The following is a 16,407-nucleotide window of genomic DNA, read 5'->3' on the forward strand; positions in this document are numbered from 1 at the left end:
GGACACCCTCCGCGGCACGGCCCCTCACCGGCCGGACCCGTCAGACCCCGAGCAGCCTCCGCAGCCAGAGCCCCTGTGCGTTGCGGGCGTCCTGGGATATCGCGGCCTGCGGGACCAGGCCCTCGAATCCGTGGAACCCGCCCGGCCACACATGCAACTCGGCCTGGCCGCCCGCCTGCCACAGCCGCACGGCGTACGCGACGTCCTCGTCCCGGAAGGTCTCCGCGGAGCCGACGTCGATGAACGCGGGAGGCAGCCCGGACAGGTCCGTGGCGCGGGCCGGAGCGGCGTACGGGGACACATCGGGGCCGCCACGCCGCTCGCCCAGCAGAGCCGTCCACCCCATGTGGTTCGCCGCACGGTCCCACACGCCGAGACCGGCCATCTGCCGGCTGGACGGGGTGTCGTTGCGGTCGTCGAGCATCGGACACAGCAGCATCTGACCGGCCAGGGCCGGCCCGCCCCGGTCACGTGCCAGCAGCGCGACGGCCGCGGCGAGACCGCCCCCGGCGCTGCCGCCGGCCACCACGATCCGGTCGGGGTCGATCCCCAGTTCCGCGGCGTGTCCGGCGGTCCAGACCAGCCCGGCGTACGCGTCCTCGACCGGCGCCGGATGGGGGTGCTCGGGGGCCAGGCGGTACTCCACCGACACCACGACCAGGCGCAGTTCCCGCGCCCGGTAGAGCATGGTCTCCAGGCCGGTCCTGTTGTCCCCGAGGATCATTCCGCCCCCGTGGATGTTGTAGAGGGCGGGCAGCGGCGTGTCGGCGGACACCTCGGCGGGCCTGCAGATGAGCAGGGATATGTCCGCTTCACCGGCCGGGCCCGGCACCGTACGCTCCTCGATGTCGAAGGCGCCGTCCTGCCGCAGGTCCTCGTCCGACGGACGCGACACCCCGGCGCCCTCTCGCAGCGCGGGAAGGTCCTCGAGCCGGAACGCGGTCGGCAGCTGCTTGACGATCACCTCCAGCCCGGCCGCCAGTTCGGAATCGAACGGTGGCGGCGGCCCGACGGGCTGGTCCTCCACGTCGGCGGGCTCCCCTACCCGGCTTGTCCCGGATGCTCCGGACACGTCGGCGGACGGAACAGCGTTCATCGGCTCTCCCCGGCTCGCGGCCACACCCTCGTGGCCGATGCGGCCATGCTGCCTCCCGGCCGAAGCCCGCGGGCAGCGCCGTCCGGCGGGCAAAACCCGCCGGACGGCGGTTGCCGCGACGTCGCGGAATGCCGTTCTCGCGCCGGGAAGCGGAATGCCGTTCCCGCGCCGGGAATGGGTCAGGGGGAGCGGCGTCGGGGGGAAGACAGACCGCTCCCCCTGATGAGAACCGGGCCTGTAAGCCCGCGCCGCGGCCAGGGGAAGAAACCGGGGCGCGGGCCCCGCAGTGGAGGCCGGTTCCTCGCCGGCGGATCCCTGCCGGATCCGCCGGCTCCCTTCCAGCGTGCGCTCCCCGGCGTCGTGCGCCACCCGGCGAAGGACCTCGGGCGGCAGGACTTTCGTCCCCAAAACGAGAAGGGGCGGCTCCGAGGGAGCTGAGAAGGGGCGCCCGGCCCGTCCCCGAGGGAGGGGGCCGAGGGGCCTGCGCGGGCGGCCCTCCGGTCCCGCACGTTCATATGGTTAGACTCTCGCAACCGCACACGGGTGCCAGGGGGAGGAAGCGGACGGATGGCGCAAGCGAGGAAGATCGCGCTCTACGCGGTCGTCGTGTTCGTCCTGTACACGATCATCACATCCCCGGACCGGGCAGCCGACCTCGTCGGGGTAGGGTTCGAAGGCATTTCGAGCGCCGCGCAGGGTGTCGGCGAGTTCATGACCGCGCTGGTCAACTAGGCCTGTCCGCCCCGCCCCCGGCAAGGCCCGAGGAGCCCCCTTGATCCGTCACCTGGTCCTTTTCAAGCTCAATGACGGCGTCTCGCGCGACGAGCCGCGCGTGGCCGCCGGCGCGAAGGCGTTTGAGGAGCTCGGCGCGCAGGTCCCGGAGGTGGAGTTCTGGGAGTGCGGCTGGAACGTCAGCGACCGGCCGATCGCCTACGACTTCGCCATCAACAGCGCGGTCGCCGACCGCGCCGCGCTCCAGCGCTATCTGGACCACCCCGCCCACCAGGCGGGCGTCGGACAGTGGCGTGAATTCGCCACCTGGGTGATCGCCGACTACGAGTTCTGACCGCGCCCCGCACCGACCCCTCTCCAAGCCCCACACCCTTCCGTGTGGGGCTTTCGGGTTTAATCCCGAAAATTGCCACCACAGCGTCGCCAACACGGTTTTAACGGGTGCTTGCACACACTGGACATGTCTTGTGATGCTATGACCGCTTTTGACCGATGAGACGGACGAGTTGACCTAGTCGACCACAAAGGGGTGGCGTGACCGTGCCGGCCAGTACTACGCCCCACCTGTCGCCCCGGACCGAGACCGCCCCCTCCTCGGCACCCGACCCCTCTACGAGCCCCTCGGGGAGCTCACCCGCGACCACCCCCCCAGGCCCTCCCGCGGACTCCCCCGCCCCCGCCGCCACGGCTCCTGCCGCCACACCCCCCACCGGACAGGCCCGGGGCGCCGACACCAGGGCCCTGACCCAGGTGCTCTTCGGCCGGCTCAAGCACCTCGAACCGGGCAGCGACGAGCACGCCCGGGTACGCGGGGCGCTCATCGAGGCGAACCTGCCGCTGGTGCGCTACGCCGCCGCCCGCTTCCGCAGCCGCAACGAGCCGATGGAGGACGTCATCCAGGTCGGCACGATCGGCCTGATCAACGCCATCGACCGGTTCGACCCGGACCGGGGGGTGCAGTTCCCCACCTTCGCGATGCCGACCGTCGTCGGCGAGATCAAGCGGTACTTCCGGGACAACGTACGGACCGTCCACGTACCGCGCCGGCTGCACGAACTGTGGGTCCAGGTCACGGGCGCGACGGAGGACCTGACCACCGCGCACGGCCGCTCCCCGACGACGGCGGAGATCGCCGAGCGGCTGAAGATCTCCGAGGAGGAGGTGCTGGCCTGCATCGAGGCGGGCCGGTCGTACCACGCGACCTCCCTGGAGGCCGCCCAGGAGGGCGACGGGCTGCCCGGCCTGCTGGACCGGCTGGGCTACGAGGACCCGGCGCTGGCCGGGGTCGAGCACCGCGACCTGGTCCGCCATCTGCTCGTACAGCTGCCGGAGAGGGAGCAGCGGATCCTGATGCTCCGTTACTACAACAATCTGACGCAGTCGCAAATCAGCCAGGAGCTGGGCGTCTCCCAGATGCACGTGTCACGACTGCTCGCCCGAAGCTTTGCGCGATTGCGATCCGCAAACCGGATCGAGGCATAACCCTCTCGGGTATATCCACCCCCCTTTCCTCCCCTCTACCAAAAGGTAGATAACACCCCATAATCGGGCGCTTCCCGCTCTTACTTGTCGACAAGTCACTACAGCGTGTTGCCGACATGTGACATTCTGCTGGAACCGTGTTTGCCGCAGGCCCACAGCCGGTATTCAGGTGGAGGCTGCGTTCCTCCGACGGGAGCGGCCGACGCGACCGTCCGCGACCTCAAGGGGGTGGCATGTCCGAAGAACAGGGCAGCTCGAAGGTGCTCACGCTCGCGAAGAGCTCTCCAGAGCCCCATGCTCTCGATGCTCTCGACTCTCTCGCCCATGTTGTGCAGCCACGCGAGCCCCAGCCGGAAGCCATCGACACGCGCACGCTGTCCCGCTCCCTGTTCCTGCGGCTCGCCGTGCTCGACCAGGACAGCCCGGAGCGTACGTACGTACGCGACACGCTCATCGAGCTGAACCTGCCGCTGGTGCGCTACGCCGCCGCCCGCTTCCGCAGCCGCAACGAGCCGATGGAGGACATCGTCCAGGTCGGCACGATCGGTCTGATCAAGGCGATCGACCGGTTCGACTGCGAACGGGGCGTCGAGTTCCCGACGTTCGCGATGCCGACGGTCGTGGGTGAGATCAAGCGCTTCTTCCGCGACACCTCGTGGTCGGTGCGGGTGCCGCGCCGGCTCCAGGAGCTGCGCCTCGCGCTCACCAAGGCCAGTGACGACCTGGCGCAGAAGCTGGACCGTTCGCCGACCGTTCCGGAACTCGCCGCCGTGCTCGGCGTGTCGGAGGAGGACGTGGTCGACGGCCTCGCGGTCGGCAACGCGTACACGGCCTCCTCGCTGGACTCGCCCTCGCCCGAGGACGACGGCGGGGAGGGCTCGCTCGCGGACCGGCTGGGGTACGAGGACATGGCGCTGGAGGGCGTCGAGTACCGCGAGTCGTTGAAGCCGCTCCTCGCCAAACTGCCGCCCCGTGAACGGCAGATCATCATGCTGCGCTTCTTCGCGAACATGACGCAGTCGCAGATCGGCGAGGAGGTCGGCATCTCGCAGATGCATGTCTCCCGGCTGCTGACCCGCACGCTCGCGCAGCTGCGGGAAGGGCTGATCTCGGACTGAGCTTGACCACGGACCCCGCCCGCCGCCCTCACGTGGGCGGCAGCTCTCGGGCGGGGTTTCGCGTATGCGCGGGTTCGCGTACGAGCCGTTCCGCGCGGCAAGCGGTCCGCGTATGGCCGGGGTCCGCGTGCGAGCGGGTTCCGCGTGACGACCCGTTCCGCGTGACGACCCGTTCCGCGTGGCGAGCGGGTTCCGGCGTACGGGGCCCGGCGGCCAGGGCCCGACGGCCCGGGGCCGGGGTCCGGGCACCGGTCAGCCGAGAGCCAGCCAGCCCACCACGGCCAGGATCGCGATGACCGCGACCACACCGACGATCAAGCCGACCTTGGGTCCGCCGCTCTGCTGCGCGGGCTGGGCGCGCTGCGGCTCGCCGTCGTCGACGAACGCGCGGAACATCTGAGTGCTGCCCGCGGGGTCCGGAGTACCCTCGGGGCCCTGTGGGGCATGGGAGTTGTGTGCCATACGCCAGGACCCTAGCGAATGCGGCGCCCTCGCCCAACGTCGGCCCATGGTGGTCCGGTACTCACGGCTCCCCCCACCCCCTCACGCGCGCGCAGAGCCTCGTACGGCCTCGCCCGGACCCCCGCGCAGGCCCCCGCGCCGGGTATTGACCACACACATGCGAAGGCTTTTGCGTTCCTTTACTGCGGAGAGCCCGATTTAGTTTGCCTGTGGCAACCAACAGCTTCTATGGTTTTGTGGTTGCCCTAAGCAACAAGATTCTCTGGACCGGAGGGGCCATGGCCGCACAGAGCCAGTACGCGGAACTCTCCCGGCAGCTCAGCGCCGTCGGTGTCGTCAAGCGAGGGCTGGCCCGCATCCTTCCCGCCGAGTGCCCGGGGGGCTCGGCCGCCGTGCTGAGCCTGCTGGAACAGCACGGCGAGATGCGGATGAGCCGGCTCGCCGAGCTGCTCGCCGTGGACATGTCGGTGACCAGCAGACATGTCGCGCACACGGCGGACCGCGGCTGGATCGAGCGGCTGTCCGACCCCTCCGACAAGCGCTCGCGCATCCTCCGGATCACCCCGGCGGGGCGGGACCTGCTCGGCGAGCTGGCCCGGCGGACGACCGACATGTTCGCGGCCAGGCTCGCGGACTGGACGGACGAGGAGGTCGGGCAGCTCAACAGCCTGCTGGGCCGGCTCCGCACCGACTTCGGCGACTGCCGCGACTGGCACTACGAGAACCAGTCGCGGCAAGAAGAGCAGGAAACGCAGGGACCGCGGCCGCCGCACGGGGGCCGCGGGCACGCAGACGTCTCGTACACCCGTACACCAACGCGGTAATCGACGTAAGACAAGGAACTACATGGCTACGACCACACCAGCCGGTGTGCGGGGCGGCCACGCCAAGCACGGAGGCGGCGGCCACGCCCCGGCCGCGCCCGGCGCGCCGATGACACACCGACAGATCATGGAAGCGCTCTCCGGGCTGCTTCTGGGCATGTTCGTCGCGATCCTCTCCTCGACGATCGTCTCCAACGCCCTCCCGGAGATCATTTCCGACCTCGGCGGCGGCCAGAGCGCCTACACCTGGGTGGTGACGGCGTCGCTGCTGGCGATGACGGCGACCACCCCGCTGTGGGGCAAGCTCTCCGACCTCTTCAGCAAGAAGCTCCTGGTCCAGATATCCCTGGTCATCTATGTCGCGGGCTCCGTGGTGGCCGGCCTCTCGCAGAACGCCGGGATGCTGATCGCCTGCCGCGTGTTCCAGGGCATCGGCGTCGGCGGGCTCTCCGCCCTCGCCCAGATCGTGATGGCCGCGATGATCTCCCCGCGCGAGCGCGGGCGGTACAGCGGCTACCTCGGCGCGACCTTCGCCGTCGCCACCGTCGGCGGCCCGCTGCTCGGCGGCGTCATCACCGACACCTCGTGGCTGGGCTGGCGCTGGTGCTTCTACGTCGGCGTGCCGTTCGCCGTCATCGCGCTGATCGTGCTCCAGAAGACCCTCAAACTGCCGGTCGTCAAGCGCGACGTGAAGGTCGACTGGACGGGCGCCTTCTTCATCAGCGCGGCGGTCTCGCTGCTGCTGCTCTGGGTCACCTTCGCCGGTGACAAGTACGACTGGGTGTCGTGGCAGACCTACGCCATGGTCGGCGGGTCGATCCTGCTGGGCGCGATCTTCGTCTTCGTCGAGACCAGGGCGAGCGAGCCGATCGTCCCGCTGCGGCTGTTCCGCAACCGTACGATCACGCTGGCCTCGCTGGCCTCGCTCTTCGTCGGTGTCGCGATGTTCGCGGGCACCGTCTTCTTCAGCCAGTACTTCCAGCTGGCGCGCGACAAGTCGCCGACGATGTCCGGCGTGATGACGATCCCGATGATCGGTGGCCTGTTCGTCTCGTCCACCGTCTCAGGCCAGATCATCACCAAGACGGGCCGCTGGAAGGCCTGGCTCGTCAGCGGTGGTGTGCTGGTGACGGCGGGCCTCGGCCTGCTCGGCACCATCCGGTACGACACCCCGTACTGGCACCTGGCCGTCTACATGGCGCTGATGGGCCTCGGCATCGGCATGATGATGCAGAACCTGGTCCTGTGCACGCAGAACCAGGTCTCCCCGCAGGACCTCGGCGCGGCCAGCTCCGTCGTCACCTTCTTCCGCTCCCTGGGCGGCGCGGTCGGCGTCTCGGCGCTGGGCGCGGTGCTCGGCAACCGGGTCACCCACTACGTGAAGGACGGCCTGGCCGAGCTCGGCCCGCAGGGCGCGGCCCTGGGCCACGGTGGCACCGGCGGCGGGGGCATCCCCGACCTGGACGCGTTGCCGGCCCCGATGCGCCACGTCATGGAGGTGGCGTACGGACACGGTGTCGCCGACGTCTTCCTCTTCTCGGCCCCGGCGGCTTTCCTGGCCTTCCTGCTGACGCTGTTCATCAAGGAGGTCGCGCTCAAGACGCGAGCGGGCGGCGAGTCCGAGGCCGGGGCCCCGGCACAGGCGGCCCCCGCACAGGAGTCCCCGGCGGCGTCCGGCGGCGCGGAGGCGGTGGTGTCCGTACCGGCCGCTGTCGCCGCGACCGCCGGAGCCGCCGGAATCGGCGCCGAGGCGACCCTCGCGCCGGAACACCTGCGTGTGAACGACGCCACAACGCAACGGACGACGCAACAGGCCCCGCAGCAGATGACCCGGTCGACGCCGCCGGCGCCGGCGCCGGGCACCTCCGCCGTGCACGGCCTGGTGCGCGGCTCCGAGGGCGAGGCCGTGCCGCGCGCGGCCGTCACCCTGATCTCCCTGGCCGGCCGCCAGCTGGCCCGCGCGGTCGCGCAGCACGACGGCGGTTACGTCCTGGACGCGCCGGGCGCCGGCTCGTACGTCCTGATCGCCTCGGCCGACGGCTTCCAGCCGCAGGCGTCCACGGTGGTCGTCGGGGACGAGCCGCTCTCGTTCGACATCCTGCTCGCCGGTACGAGCGGACTCGCCGGTACGGTCCGGTCCGCCGACAGCGGGCAGCCGATCGAGGGCGCGATGGTGATCGTCACCGATGTGCGCGGCGATGTGCTGGCGACCGGGACCGCTTCGGCACAGGGCGAGTTCGCGTTCGGCGAGCTGATACCCGGTTCGGTGACCGTCGCGGTCAACGCCGCGGGCTACCGTCCGCTGGCCCTGCCGGTGGACATCGGCGGCCAGGGCGTCACGCGCGTCGAGGCGGCCCTCCGCTCCGGTGCGCAGATCCACGGCACCATCAGGGCGGGCGCCGGGCGCCGGCCCGCCGCCGACGCGCGGGTCACGCTGATCGACGCGGCCGGGAACGTGGTCGCCACCGCGACGACCGGGGACGACGGGGCGTACGGCTTCGCCGACCTGGACGCGGGCGAGTACACGGTCATCGCGACCGGGTACCCGCCGGTGGCGGGCTCGGTGTCGGTCACGGGCAGCGGGGTCGACGGCCACGACATCGAGCTCGCCCACCCGGGCGAGTAGGCGGCGTCCGGGGAGCGGTGCTCGCGGCCCGCGGTGCTCGCGGCCGCGGCGGCCGTCGCGAGAAAGACCGCTGGGCGGCACGGCGTTCTGTAGCGGAGACGGCGTGCCGGCCCAGTACGGAAGAGCCCCGGTGGCGGGGACGGCGGGCAGGGGACAGCCTGCCGCCCCGCCGGCCGGGGCTCGCCGTTTGACGGCCTCGCTGTTTGACGGCCTCGCTGTTGACGGCCGGGCCGACCGTGCCCTATGGCCCGTTAACGGTGGATGTGGCCGGTGGGCCGAGCGTGATCAGCGTGGTGAATGTGACAGGAGCATCGATGCTTCGGCGGATCGGTGCTATCAATGCGATCTGGGGAGAGCAGGGAGATGACCGGGATGGGACTTCAGGGACACGTACGGACACGCGACGGCTGGGCGATCCAGCACGCGATCGTGACCATGACTGATATGAGCGGCGCCCAGGTGCTGCGCGCCACGGCCGACGAGGAGGGGGCGGTGCGCGACAGCTCGGCGCTCGCGCCGGGCCCGTACACCGTGGTCGTCACGGCCGTCGGCTACGCCCCCGCCGCCTCCACCGCGCTGGTCACCAGGACCGGTCGTGCGGACCTGGGCACCGTGGTGCTGACCCGGCAGGGCGGCGCCGAACTGCCGGCGGCGGGCGCGTGGAGCATCGACCCCGCGCACTCGTCGGTGGGCGCGGTGGCGCAGCACCTGGGCATTTCCAGCGTGCGCGGGCGGTTCACCGAGTTCGGTGGCCGTATCGACATCCTCGACACGGGCAGCGGCCACGAGCGGGCGTCGGTCGAGGCGGTCATCAGCGCGGCGTCCATCGACACCGGCAACGGACTGCGCGACAAGCACCTGCGGTCGCCGGACTTCCTGGACGTCGAGCGGTACCCGGAGATCACGTACAGCGGTACGGGACTGACCCCGGCGGGCCCGGACCGCTGGACGGTGCACGGGCGGCTGTCGCTGCACGGCGTCGTCCGCGACGTGGACCTGGACCTGAACTACCTCGGCACGGGCCCCGACCCGTGGGGCGGCGTGCGCGCCGCCTTCCACGCGACGGCGGAGCTGCACCGCGAGGACTTCGCCATCAACTACAACCAGGTCGTCCGGGCGGGGATCGCGGCGATCGGGACGACGCTGCGGGTGGAGCTGGACATCCAGGCGGTGCGGGGCGAGAGCCTGCCGGAGGCCTGAGCTCCGGTTCTGGTTCCGGCTGTGGTGTGCGGGCCGCGATGTCAGGCCCTGGCGTTAGGCTGCGGCCATGGCACCGAACATCGCGACGAACACGGTCGTCGACCTCGACGGGCTGCTGGAGTTCGTACGTCCCCGTCACCGGGCGATCCTGCTGACCACCCGCTCCGACGGCCGCCCCCAGGGCTCCCCGCTCTCCTGCGGGGTCGACGACTCGGGCCGGATCGTCGTCTCCACGTACCCCGAGCGCGCCAAGACCCGGAACGCGAAGCGGGACGAGCGCGTGAGTGTGATCGTCCTGTCGGACGACTGGAACGGGCCGTGGGTGCAGATCGACGGCACGGCCGAGGTGATCGACTCTCCCGAGTCGGTCGAACCGCTGGTCGAGTACTACCGCAACATCGCCGGCGAACACCCGGACTGGGACGAGTACCGGCAGGCGATGGTGCGCCAGGGCAAGTCGATCATCCGCGTCACCCCCACCCGCTGGGGCCCCCTCGCCACCGGCGGCTTCCCGGCCCACCTGGCGCCCCAGGACTGAGGTCCGGCGGCCCGGGACTGAGGTCCGGCGGCCCGGGCCCCGAAAGGCCAGGAAGCACGAGGCACCACACGCGCGGTGCGAGGAGCGGGCACGCCGGCCGTCAGTCGCGGGAGGCGTCCCGGTCGCGCATGGTCTCGATGCCCGTGATGATGAGCTCCAGCGCGAACGTGAAGTCGCGGTCGCGCATCTCCTCCACCGTGTCCCCGCCACGCGCCGCCATCAGCTTGTCGGCGTTCTCGAAGGTCCCGTGGTACTCCGGCTGCTCGCGGACGGTTCCCATGGCCAGCCGGAAGTACTCGTCCTGGCTCAGCCCCGCGTCGGAGCAGCGCTGCACGAAGTGGCCCTCGATCGTGCCGAAGCCGTACACGAACTGGAAGACCGCCGCGAGCCCGCTCATCCGGTTGCCCGGCGCGAGCCCCGTCCTGTTCATGACCGCCTGGACGGCGGCGGAGAAGGCCATCGAGTGCGGTCCGATGTTCAGGTATTTGCCGATGAGCGGGGAGACCCACGGGTGGCGGACCAGCACCGCCCGGTAGCTGGTGGCCAGTTCGCGCAACTGGTCGCGCCAGTCGGCCTCGTCGTCCGTCAGGTCGGGTGACCGGACCTCGCCGAAGACCTCGTCCAGGGCGAGTTCCAGCAGGTCGTCCTTGGTGTCCACGTACCAGTAGAGGGACATCGCGGTGACGCTCAGTTCGGCGGCCAGCCGGCGCATGGAGAACTTCTCCGGGCCGTCCGCGTCCAGCATCCGTACCGTCGTGGCGGTGATGCGCTCCCGGTCGAGCCCGGTCGTCGTGTGCGCCTGCGGCCGCTCGGACGCCCGGCCCTCGTCGGCGGCGCCTCTGCGGCCGCGCGCCGCCGGCTTGCCCTCCAGCCATACGCTCGTACGGACCGGACGCCTCGCGCCGTCGGCTTCGGCACTGCCGGTTTCCGCGCTGTCGGTTTCCGCGCTGTCGGCTTGCGACGCCATGGGTGAGCCCTCCTCGGTTCCTCGCGGCCGGCCGCGCACCGTAGCCCCCGCGTGGCACACGCTCCCCCGCGCGGCGGACAGCCGGCGCCGGACGCCGAACGCCGGGCGACGCGAGCCGGACCGCTTCCGATGCTATGCCTCACGCACGGAGCGGGTCCGGCCGCTCCGCCCTGCGCAGCAGCAGCGCCGCGAGCAGCCCGCCCGCCAGTACGGCCGCGGCCCCGGCCAGTTGGCTCGTCTCCAGGCTGTCGGCGAACGCGGCGGAGATCCGCAGCCGTTCCGCCTCCCCGTCCGCCGCCGCCAGCGCCGCGGGCAGCGACGCGGCGCCCACGGCGGCCGGCACCAGCGCGGCGAAGCGTGAACCGAGCACGGCGCCCAGGACGGCCACCCCGAGCCCGTTGCCGAACTCGGCCAGCGTGCCGTTGATCCCCGCGCCCACGCCCGCCTTCTCCGGCGGGATCGCGCTCATGATCGCGTTGGCCATCGCGGGCATCGACAGCGCCACCCCGGCGCCCATCACGACCAGGCCGAGCAGCATGCCGCCGTACCCGTGCGCCCCGAGTACCGCGATCATCGCGAGTCCCGCGGCGATCAGGGTCATACCGAGGGCGATCGTCCCGGGCGTGCCGGTCCTCGACACCAGCCGTGCCGCCACCCCGCTCAGGTTGAGGACGATGACGGTGACCGCCAGCGGAGCCGTACGCAGGCCCGCGTCCAACGGCCCGTACCCGAGCACGAACTGGAGGTGCTGCGTCAGCAGGAAGAGGGAACCGGCCATGCCGAAGGCGACGAGCACGACGCCCGCGACCGCGCCGACGAACCGCTGGTCACGGAAGAAGTGCAGGTCCAGCATCGGGTACGGGACGCGCAGCTCCCAGGCCGCGAAGGCGCCGAGGACGGCCAGTCCCACGGCGGCGGAGAGCAGCACCCGGCCCGACGACCAGCCCTGCTCGGGCCCGGCGATGATCGCGTACACGACGGCCGTCATGCCGATCGTGGAGAGCAGCGCGCCGAGCAGGTCCGGCCGGTCCCCCTGCCCGGCCCTCGACTCCGGTACGAGGGCGACGACCGCGACCAGGCCGATCACCGCGACCGGCAGGTTGATCAGGAAGATGGCGCCCCACCAGAAGTGGTCGAGCATGACCCCGCCGATCAGGGGGCCGGCGGCGAAGCCGAGGGAGCTGACGGTCGACCAGATGCCGATGGCCTTGACGCGCTCGGTGTCGTCGAAGATCTGGACGACCACGGCCAGGGTCGTGGTCATCAGCAGCGCGCCGCCGACGCCCATACCGGCGCGGGCGGCGACGAGCTGCCCACTGGACTGCGAGAAGGCGGCGACGAGCGAGCCGATGCCGAACAGCGCGAGTCCTGCGACCAGCAGTTTCTTCCGCCCGTACCGGTCGGCGGCATTGCCCGCGGTGAGCAGCAGGCCCGACTGCACGAGCGAGTACGCGTTGATCATCCACTGGATGTCGGCGGTGGAGGCGTTCAGCTCCCGGGTGAGGGAGGGGATCGCGACGCTGAGGACGGTGTTGTCGAGCAGCACGGTGAGCTGCGCGAGACAGATGACCGCGAGGATCAGCCACCGCTGGGGGTGGCGGGTACGGGTGGCCGCGGGGTGTCCCGCGGAGGTCGCCGTCATGAGGACAACTCCTTGTACGGTGTACGGGACGCTTCCCATACACCGTACAATGGTTTCTCTTACGGTGTATGGCTATTTCTTCTCGGTGAGGTCGTAGAGGGTGGTGCCGTCCACGGTGACCTTCTTGTAGGTGGCCTCGACCCAGCTGCTGATCTGGGAACTGGTGCCGTCGCCGCCGCCCGGACCACCGCCGAAGCCACCGCCGAAGCCCCCGCCGTTCTCCCCGCCAGGGCCGCCCAGGCCTCCGAGGTCGCCCAGGTCACCGAAGCCGCCGAAGCCGCCGCCCGAGAGGAAGTAGTGGATCTTCCCTTCGGCCACGTACTTCTTGAACTGCGCGAGGGTCGGGGACGGGTCACTGCCGTTGAAGCCGCCGATCGCCATGACGGGCTTCTCCGTGGCGAGTTGGTAGCCGGCGGCGTTCTGGGAACCGATGGCGGCGGCGGCCCAGGTGTAGTCGGAGGCGTTCTCCTCGAGGGCGGCCTCGACCTCGGAGCTGACGTTCGGGCCGTTGAGGAGGCCCCCGATGCCACCGGCTCCGCCGGGGATGCCGCCTTCGGGCATCGCGCCCGTGGGCAGGCCGGGGAACTGACCGGGCAGGCCGCCGTTCTGGCTGTGCTGTCCGCCCTGGCCGTTCTGCTGGGGCGGCTGGCCCGTACCGGTGCCCTGTCCGCCGGGCGGCTGCATCATGCCGCCACGGCCGTCGCCGCGCCCCCCGCCCGGGCCGTCGGGGCCACCGAACCCACCGAACCCGCCGGGACCGCCGCCGGGCCCTCGCAGGCCGGCCGGGCCCGCGGTGACGATCGAACCCGTGTGGGCGCTGTTGACCGTGGACAGCGTGTACGCGAACGGCCCGGCCAGCGACGCCGCCAGCCCGAGTCCCGCCGCCGACAGCGCGAGCCGTCGGCCCAGCCGTCCGGCGCAGAGGATCCCGGCCGCGGCCACCAGACCGCCGATCAGCACCGCCCAGCGCAGCCACGGCAGGTAGTCCGGGGTGCGGCCGAGCAGCACGTACCCCCACACGGCCGTCCCGGCCGTCACCAGTCCGAGCGTCGCCGAGGCCGGGAAGGAGGACCGTTCCTCCCACAGGACCGTGACGCCCATGCCGATGACGGCGGCGATGTACGGAGCGAGGGCGACGGTGTAGTACTCGTGGAAGATGCCGGCCATGAAGCTGAAGACGCCCGTGGTCATCAGCAGCGCGCCGCCCCACACGAGGAACGCCGAGCGGGCCGTGTCCGTACGGGGGCTCCTGCGGGTCACCACGAGCCCGGCGACGAGCAGCAGCAGCGCGGCGGGCAGCAGCCAGGAGATCTGGCCGCCGATATTCTCTCCGAACATCCGTCCGATACCGGTCTCGCCCCAGACGCCACCGCCGCCGGGGCCGCCGGGGCCACCGCCTCCGCCGACGCTGCCGGTCTCGTCGCCGTTGATACGGCCGAGGCCGTTGTAGCCGAAGGTCAGTTCCAGGAAGGAGTTGTTCTGCGAGCCACCGATGTACGGGCGGGAGGACGCGGGCCACAGCTCCACGATCGCGACCCACCAGCCACCGGAGACGACGGCCGCGCCCGCCGCCAGGGCGAGTCCGCCGAGCCGGCGCCGCAGAGGGGCGGGGGCGCGGACCGCGTACACGAGCGCGAGCGGCGGCAGGATCAGGAACGCCTGGAGCGTCTTCGTCAGGAACGCGAGGCCCACCGCGGCCCCGGCCCACACCAGCCACTTGGCACGCCCGTCCTCCAGCGCGCGCAGTACGCAGTAGACGGTGGTGGTCATCAGCAGCGCGAGCAGCGCGTCCGGGTTGTTGAACCGGAACATCAGCGCGGCGACCGGGGTCAGCGCCAGCACCACGGCCGCGATCAGGCCCGCGGAGGCGCTGAAGCGGCGGCGTACGGCCGCGTAGAGCACGGCGACCGTGCCGACGCCCATCAGGACCTCGGGGACGAGGATCTGCCAGGAGCCGAGCCCGAAGAGCCGGACGGACAGAGCCATCGGCCAGAGGGCGGCGGGGGGCTTGTCGACGGTGATGGAGTTCGCGGCGTCGGAGGAGCCGAAGAAGAACGCCTTCCAGCTCTCGCTGCCGGCCTGGACGGCCGCGGAGTAGAAGGAGTTGGCGTAGCCGGACGCGCTCAGGTTCCAGAGCTGGAGCAGCGCGGTGGCGAGGAGGAGGCCGAGGAGGACCGGGCGCACCCAGGGCGCGTCCTCGGGCCGGCCCCGCCAGAAGCGGGCGGCGCGGCCGGCGCCCGCGCCGGAGCCGGAAGCGGCGTCCGCTCCGGCGTCCGCGTCCGCGTCCGCCCCGGAGGCGGCGCCGGTCGGCGGTGGGCCGTCGGGCTGAAGGGTCGTCGTCATCGAGCGTTCCTCGGGTGGGTCGAGTGCGGGTGGGTGGGGAGGACTGCGGTGTCGGGGCCGGCCGTTCCGGGCTCAACCGGAACGGCCGGAGCAGCTGAGGCGGCCGGGACGATCGGGTCGTCCGTGCGGCGCTCCGGGAACACCCAGGCGCGCAGCAGCAGGAAGCGCAGCACGGTCGCGGCGAGGTTGGCCGCGATCAGGACCGCCAGTTCGGCGGAGTGCGAGGGCGTTCCGGAGGCGGCGTCCAGCGCCGCCAGCGACCCGCTGGTCAGCGTCAGGCCGATCGCGAAGACGACCAGCCCCTGGGCCTGGTGGCGCACGGCACGGTCCCGGCCCCGCACCCCGAAGGTCAGCCGCCGGTTGGCGGCGGTATTGGCTACCGCGGAGAGCAGCAGCGCAAACGCGTTGGCGAGTTGTGGACCCGCCATTGCACGGAAGACGGAGTAGAGCAGAAGATAGAAGAGCGTGGACAAGGCACCCACGACGCAGAAGCCGACCAGTTGCCTGGCGAGACCGCCCGGCACCCCATTGATCCGGCGGTCCCTTGGGTCATCACCGAAGGGCCTCGCGAGCCGGTCCAGAGGCAGCGCGCCCACTGCCAGTGCCCGACCCACCCGCCAGACGCCCTTGAGATCCTCGGTCGCCGTCTTGATGATGTGCACCGTGCTGTTGGGGTCATCGACCCAGTCGACAGGCACTTCGTGGATCCGCAGTCCGGCGCGCTCGGCGAGCACGAGCATCTCTGTGTCGAAGAACCAGCCGGTGTCCTCGACCATCGGCAGCAGGCGCTGGGCGACATCGCGCCGTATCGCCTTGAAACCGCACTGGGCATCGCTGAAGCGAGCGGAGAGGGAGGACTTGAGGATCAGGTTGTACGCCCGCGAGATGAACTCGCGCTTGGGACCGCGCACGACCCGCGACGAGCGGGCCAGCCGGGAGCCGATGGCCAGATCGGAGTGCCCGGAGATCAGGGGGGCGACCAGCGGCAGCAGCGCGTTGAGGTCGGTGGACAGGTCCACGTCCATATAGGCGAGGACCGGTGCGTCGGAACGCGTCCAGACGGTACGGAGCGCCCGGCCCCGGCCCTTCTCCTCCAGGCGGTACGACCGGACCTCGGCGATCGACGCGTCGAGCCAGGCCGCGACCTCGGGGGTCCGGTCGGTGCTGGCGTTGTCAGCGATGGTGATGCGAAAGCTGTAGGGGAATGTGCGGGCGAGGTGATCGTGCAGGCGCCGCACACAGGGTTCGAGGTCCTGCTCCTCGTTGTAGACGGGAATGGTCACGTCGAGGACGGGGGCGTCGGTCACCTCGACCGGGAGATGCTCCCGGGCCGGGAGAGTGCCCCATGGGGTGTCGGTTCGCATGCCTCGACGTTCG

General features: G+C 71.4%; 14 protein-coding genes. 8 read left to right on the top strand and 6 right to left on the bottom strand.

The window, feature by feature from the left end; translation table 11 throughout:
* Positions 1–40 precede the first annotated feature (40 nt).
* A complete protein-coding gene (locus IG02_RS0109260; protein WP_078854322.1) occupies positions 41–1,096 on the bottom strand; it encodes an alpha/beta hydrolase in 1,056 nt (351 codons plus the stop codon).
* A gap of 567 nt (positions 1,097–1,663) precedes the next feature.
* Here IG02_RS0109260 and IG02_RS42085 point away from each other — a divergent pair.
* The 4 genes from IG02_RS42085 (at position 1,664) to IG02_RS0109280 (ending at position 4,428) form a co-directional block, all read left to right on the top strand.
* Complete coding sequence (locus IG02_RS42085) at positions 1,664–1,828, top strand: hypothetical protein (RefSeq protein WP_199813983.1); 165 nt, start codon at positions 1,664–1,666, stop codon at positions 1,826–1,828.
* A gap of 40 nt (positions 1,829–1,868) precedes the next feature.
* A complete protein-coding gene (locus tag IG02_RS0109270; RefSeq protein ID WP_030744083.1) occupies positions 1,869–2,162 on the top strand; it encodes a Dabb family protein in 294 nt (97 codons plus the stop codon).
* Between the two features lie 206 nt (positions 2,163–2,368).
* On the top strand, positions 2,369–3,310 hold the full coding sequence (locus IG02_RS0109275; protein WP_078854363.1) for an RNA polymerase sigma factor SigF: 942 nt from the start codon (positions 2,369–2,371) through the stop codon (positions 3,308–3,310).
* Positions 3,311–3,543: 233 nt separating this feature from the next.
* Complete coding sequence (locus IG02_RS0109280) at positions 3,544–4,428, top strand: RNA polymerase sigma factor SigF (protein ID WP_030744087.1); 885 nt, start codon at positions 3,544–3,546, stop codon at positions 4,426–4,428.
* A 252-nt stretch (positions 4,429–4,680) separates the two neighbouring features.
* Here IG02_RS0109280 and IG02_RS0109285 read toward each other — a convergent pair whose 3' ends face one another.
* Positions 4,681–4,890, bottom strand: coding sequence for a hypothetical protein (locus tag IG02_RS0109285; protein WP_030744089.1), 210 nt, complete (start codon positions 4,888–4,890; stop codon positions 4,681–4,683).
* A 278-nt stretch (positions 4,891–5,168) separates the two neighbouring features.
* Here IG02_RS0109285 and IG02_RS0109290 point away from each other — a divergent pair, with 278 nt between their 5' ends.
* From IG02_RS0109290 to IG02_RS0109305, 4 genes are all read left to right on the top strand, one after another.
* A complete protein-coding gene (locus tag IG02_RS0109290; RefSeq protein ID WP_078854323.1) occupies positions 5,169–5,714 on the top strand; it encodes a MarR family winged helix-turn-helix transcriptional regulator in 546 nt (181 codons plus the stop codon).
* A gap of 22 nt (positions 5,715–5,736) precedes the next feature.
* Complete coding sequence (locus IG02_RS0109295) at positions 5,737–8,340, top strand: MFS transporter (protein ID WP_030744094.1); 2,604 nt, start codon at positions 5,737–5,739, stop codon at positions 8,338–8,340.
* A 372-nt stretch (positions 8,341–8,712) separates the two neighbouring features.
* Complete coding sequence (locus IG02_RS0109300; protein WP_030744096.1) at positions 8,713–9,540, top strand: YceI family protein; 828 nt, start codon at positions 8,713–8,715, stop codon at positions 9,538–9,540.
* Positions 9,541–9,607: 67 nt separating this feature from the next.
* Positions 9,608–10,078, top strand: a complete 471-nt coding sequence (locus IG02_RS0109305; protein WP_030744099.1) for a PPOX class F420-dependent oxidoreductase — start codon at positions 9,608–9,610, stop codon at positions 10,076–10,078.
* Positions 10,079–10,178: 100 nt separating this feature from the next.
* Here IG02_RS0109305 and IG02_RS0109310 read toward each other — a convergent pair whose 3' ends face one another.
* From IG02_RS0109310 to IG02_RS0109325, 4 genes are all read right to left on the bottom strand, one after another.
* Complete coding sequence (locus tag IG02_RS0109310; protein WP_051764734.1) at positions 10,179–11,045, bottom strand: TetR/AcrR family transcriptional regulator; 867 nt, start codon at positions 11,043–11,045, stop codon at positions 10,179–10,181.
* Between the two features lie 139 nt (positions 11,046–11,184).
* Positions 11,185–12,687, bottom strand: a complete 1,503-nt coding sequence (locus IG02_RS0109315) for an MFS transporter (protein ID WP_030744101.1) — start codon at positions 12,685–12,687, stop codon at positions 11,185–11,187.
* 72 nt (positions 12,688–12,759) lie between these two features.
* Complete coding sequence (locus IG02_RS0109320) at positions 12,760–15,030, bottom strand: glycosyltransferase family 39 protein (protein WP_078854324.1); 2,271 nt, start codon at positions 15,028–15,030, stop codon at positions 12,760–12,762.
* Positions 15,027–16,394, bottom strand: coding sequence for a bifunctional glycosyltransferase family 2/GtrA family protein (locus tag IG02_RS0109325; RefSeq protein WP_078854325.1), 1,368 nt, complete (start codon positions 16,392–16,394; stop codon positions 15,027–15,029). The genes IG02_RS0109320 and IG02_RS0109325 overlap by 4 nt, the downstream gene beginning before the upstream one ends.
* Positions 16,395–16,407 lie beyond the last annotated feature (13 nt).

Origin of the sequence: Streptomyces sp. NRRL F-5135 (assembly GCF_000719775.1) — a bacterium.
GTDB lineage: Bacteria > Actinomycetota > Actinomycetes > Streptomycetales > Streptomycetaceae > Streptomyces > Streptomyces hebeiensis.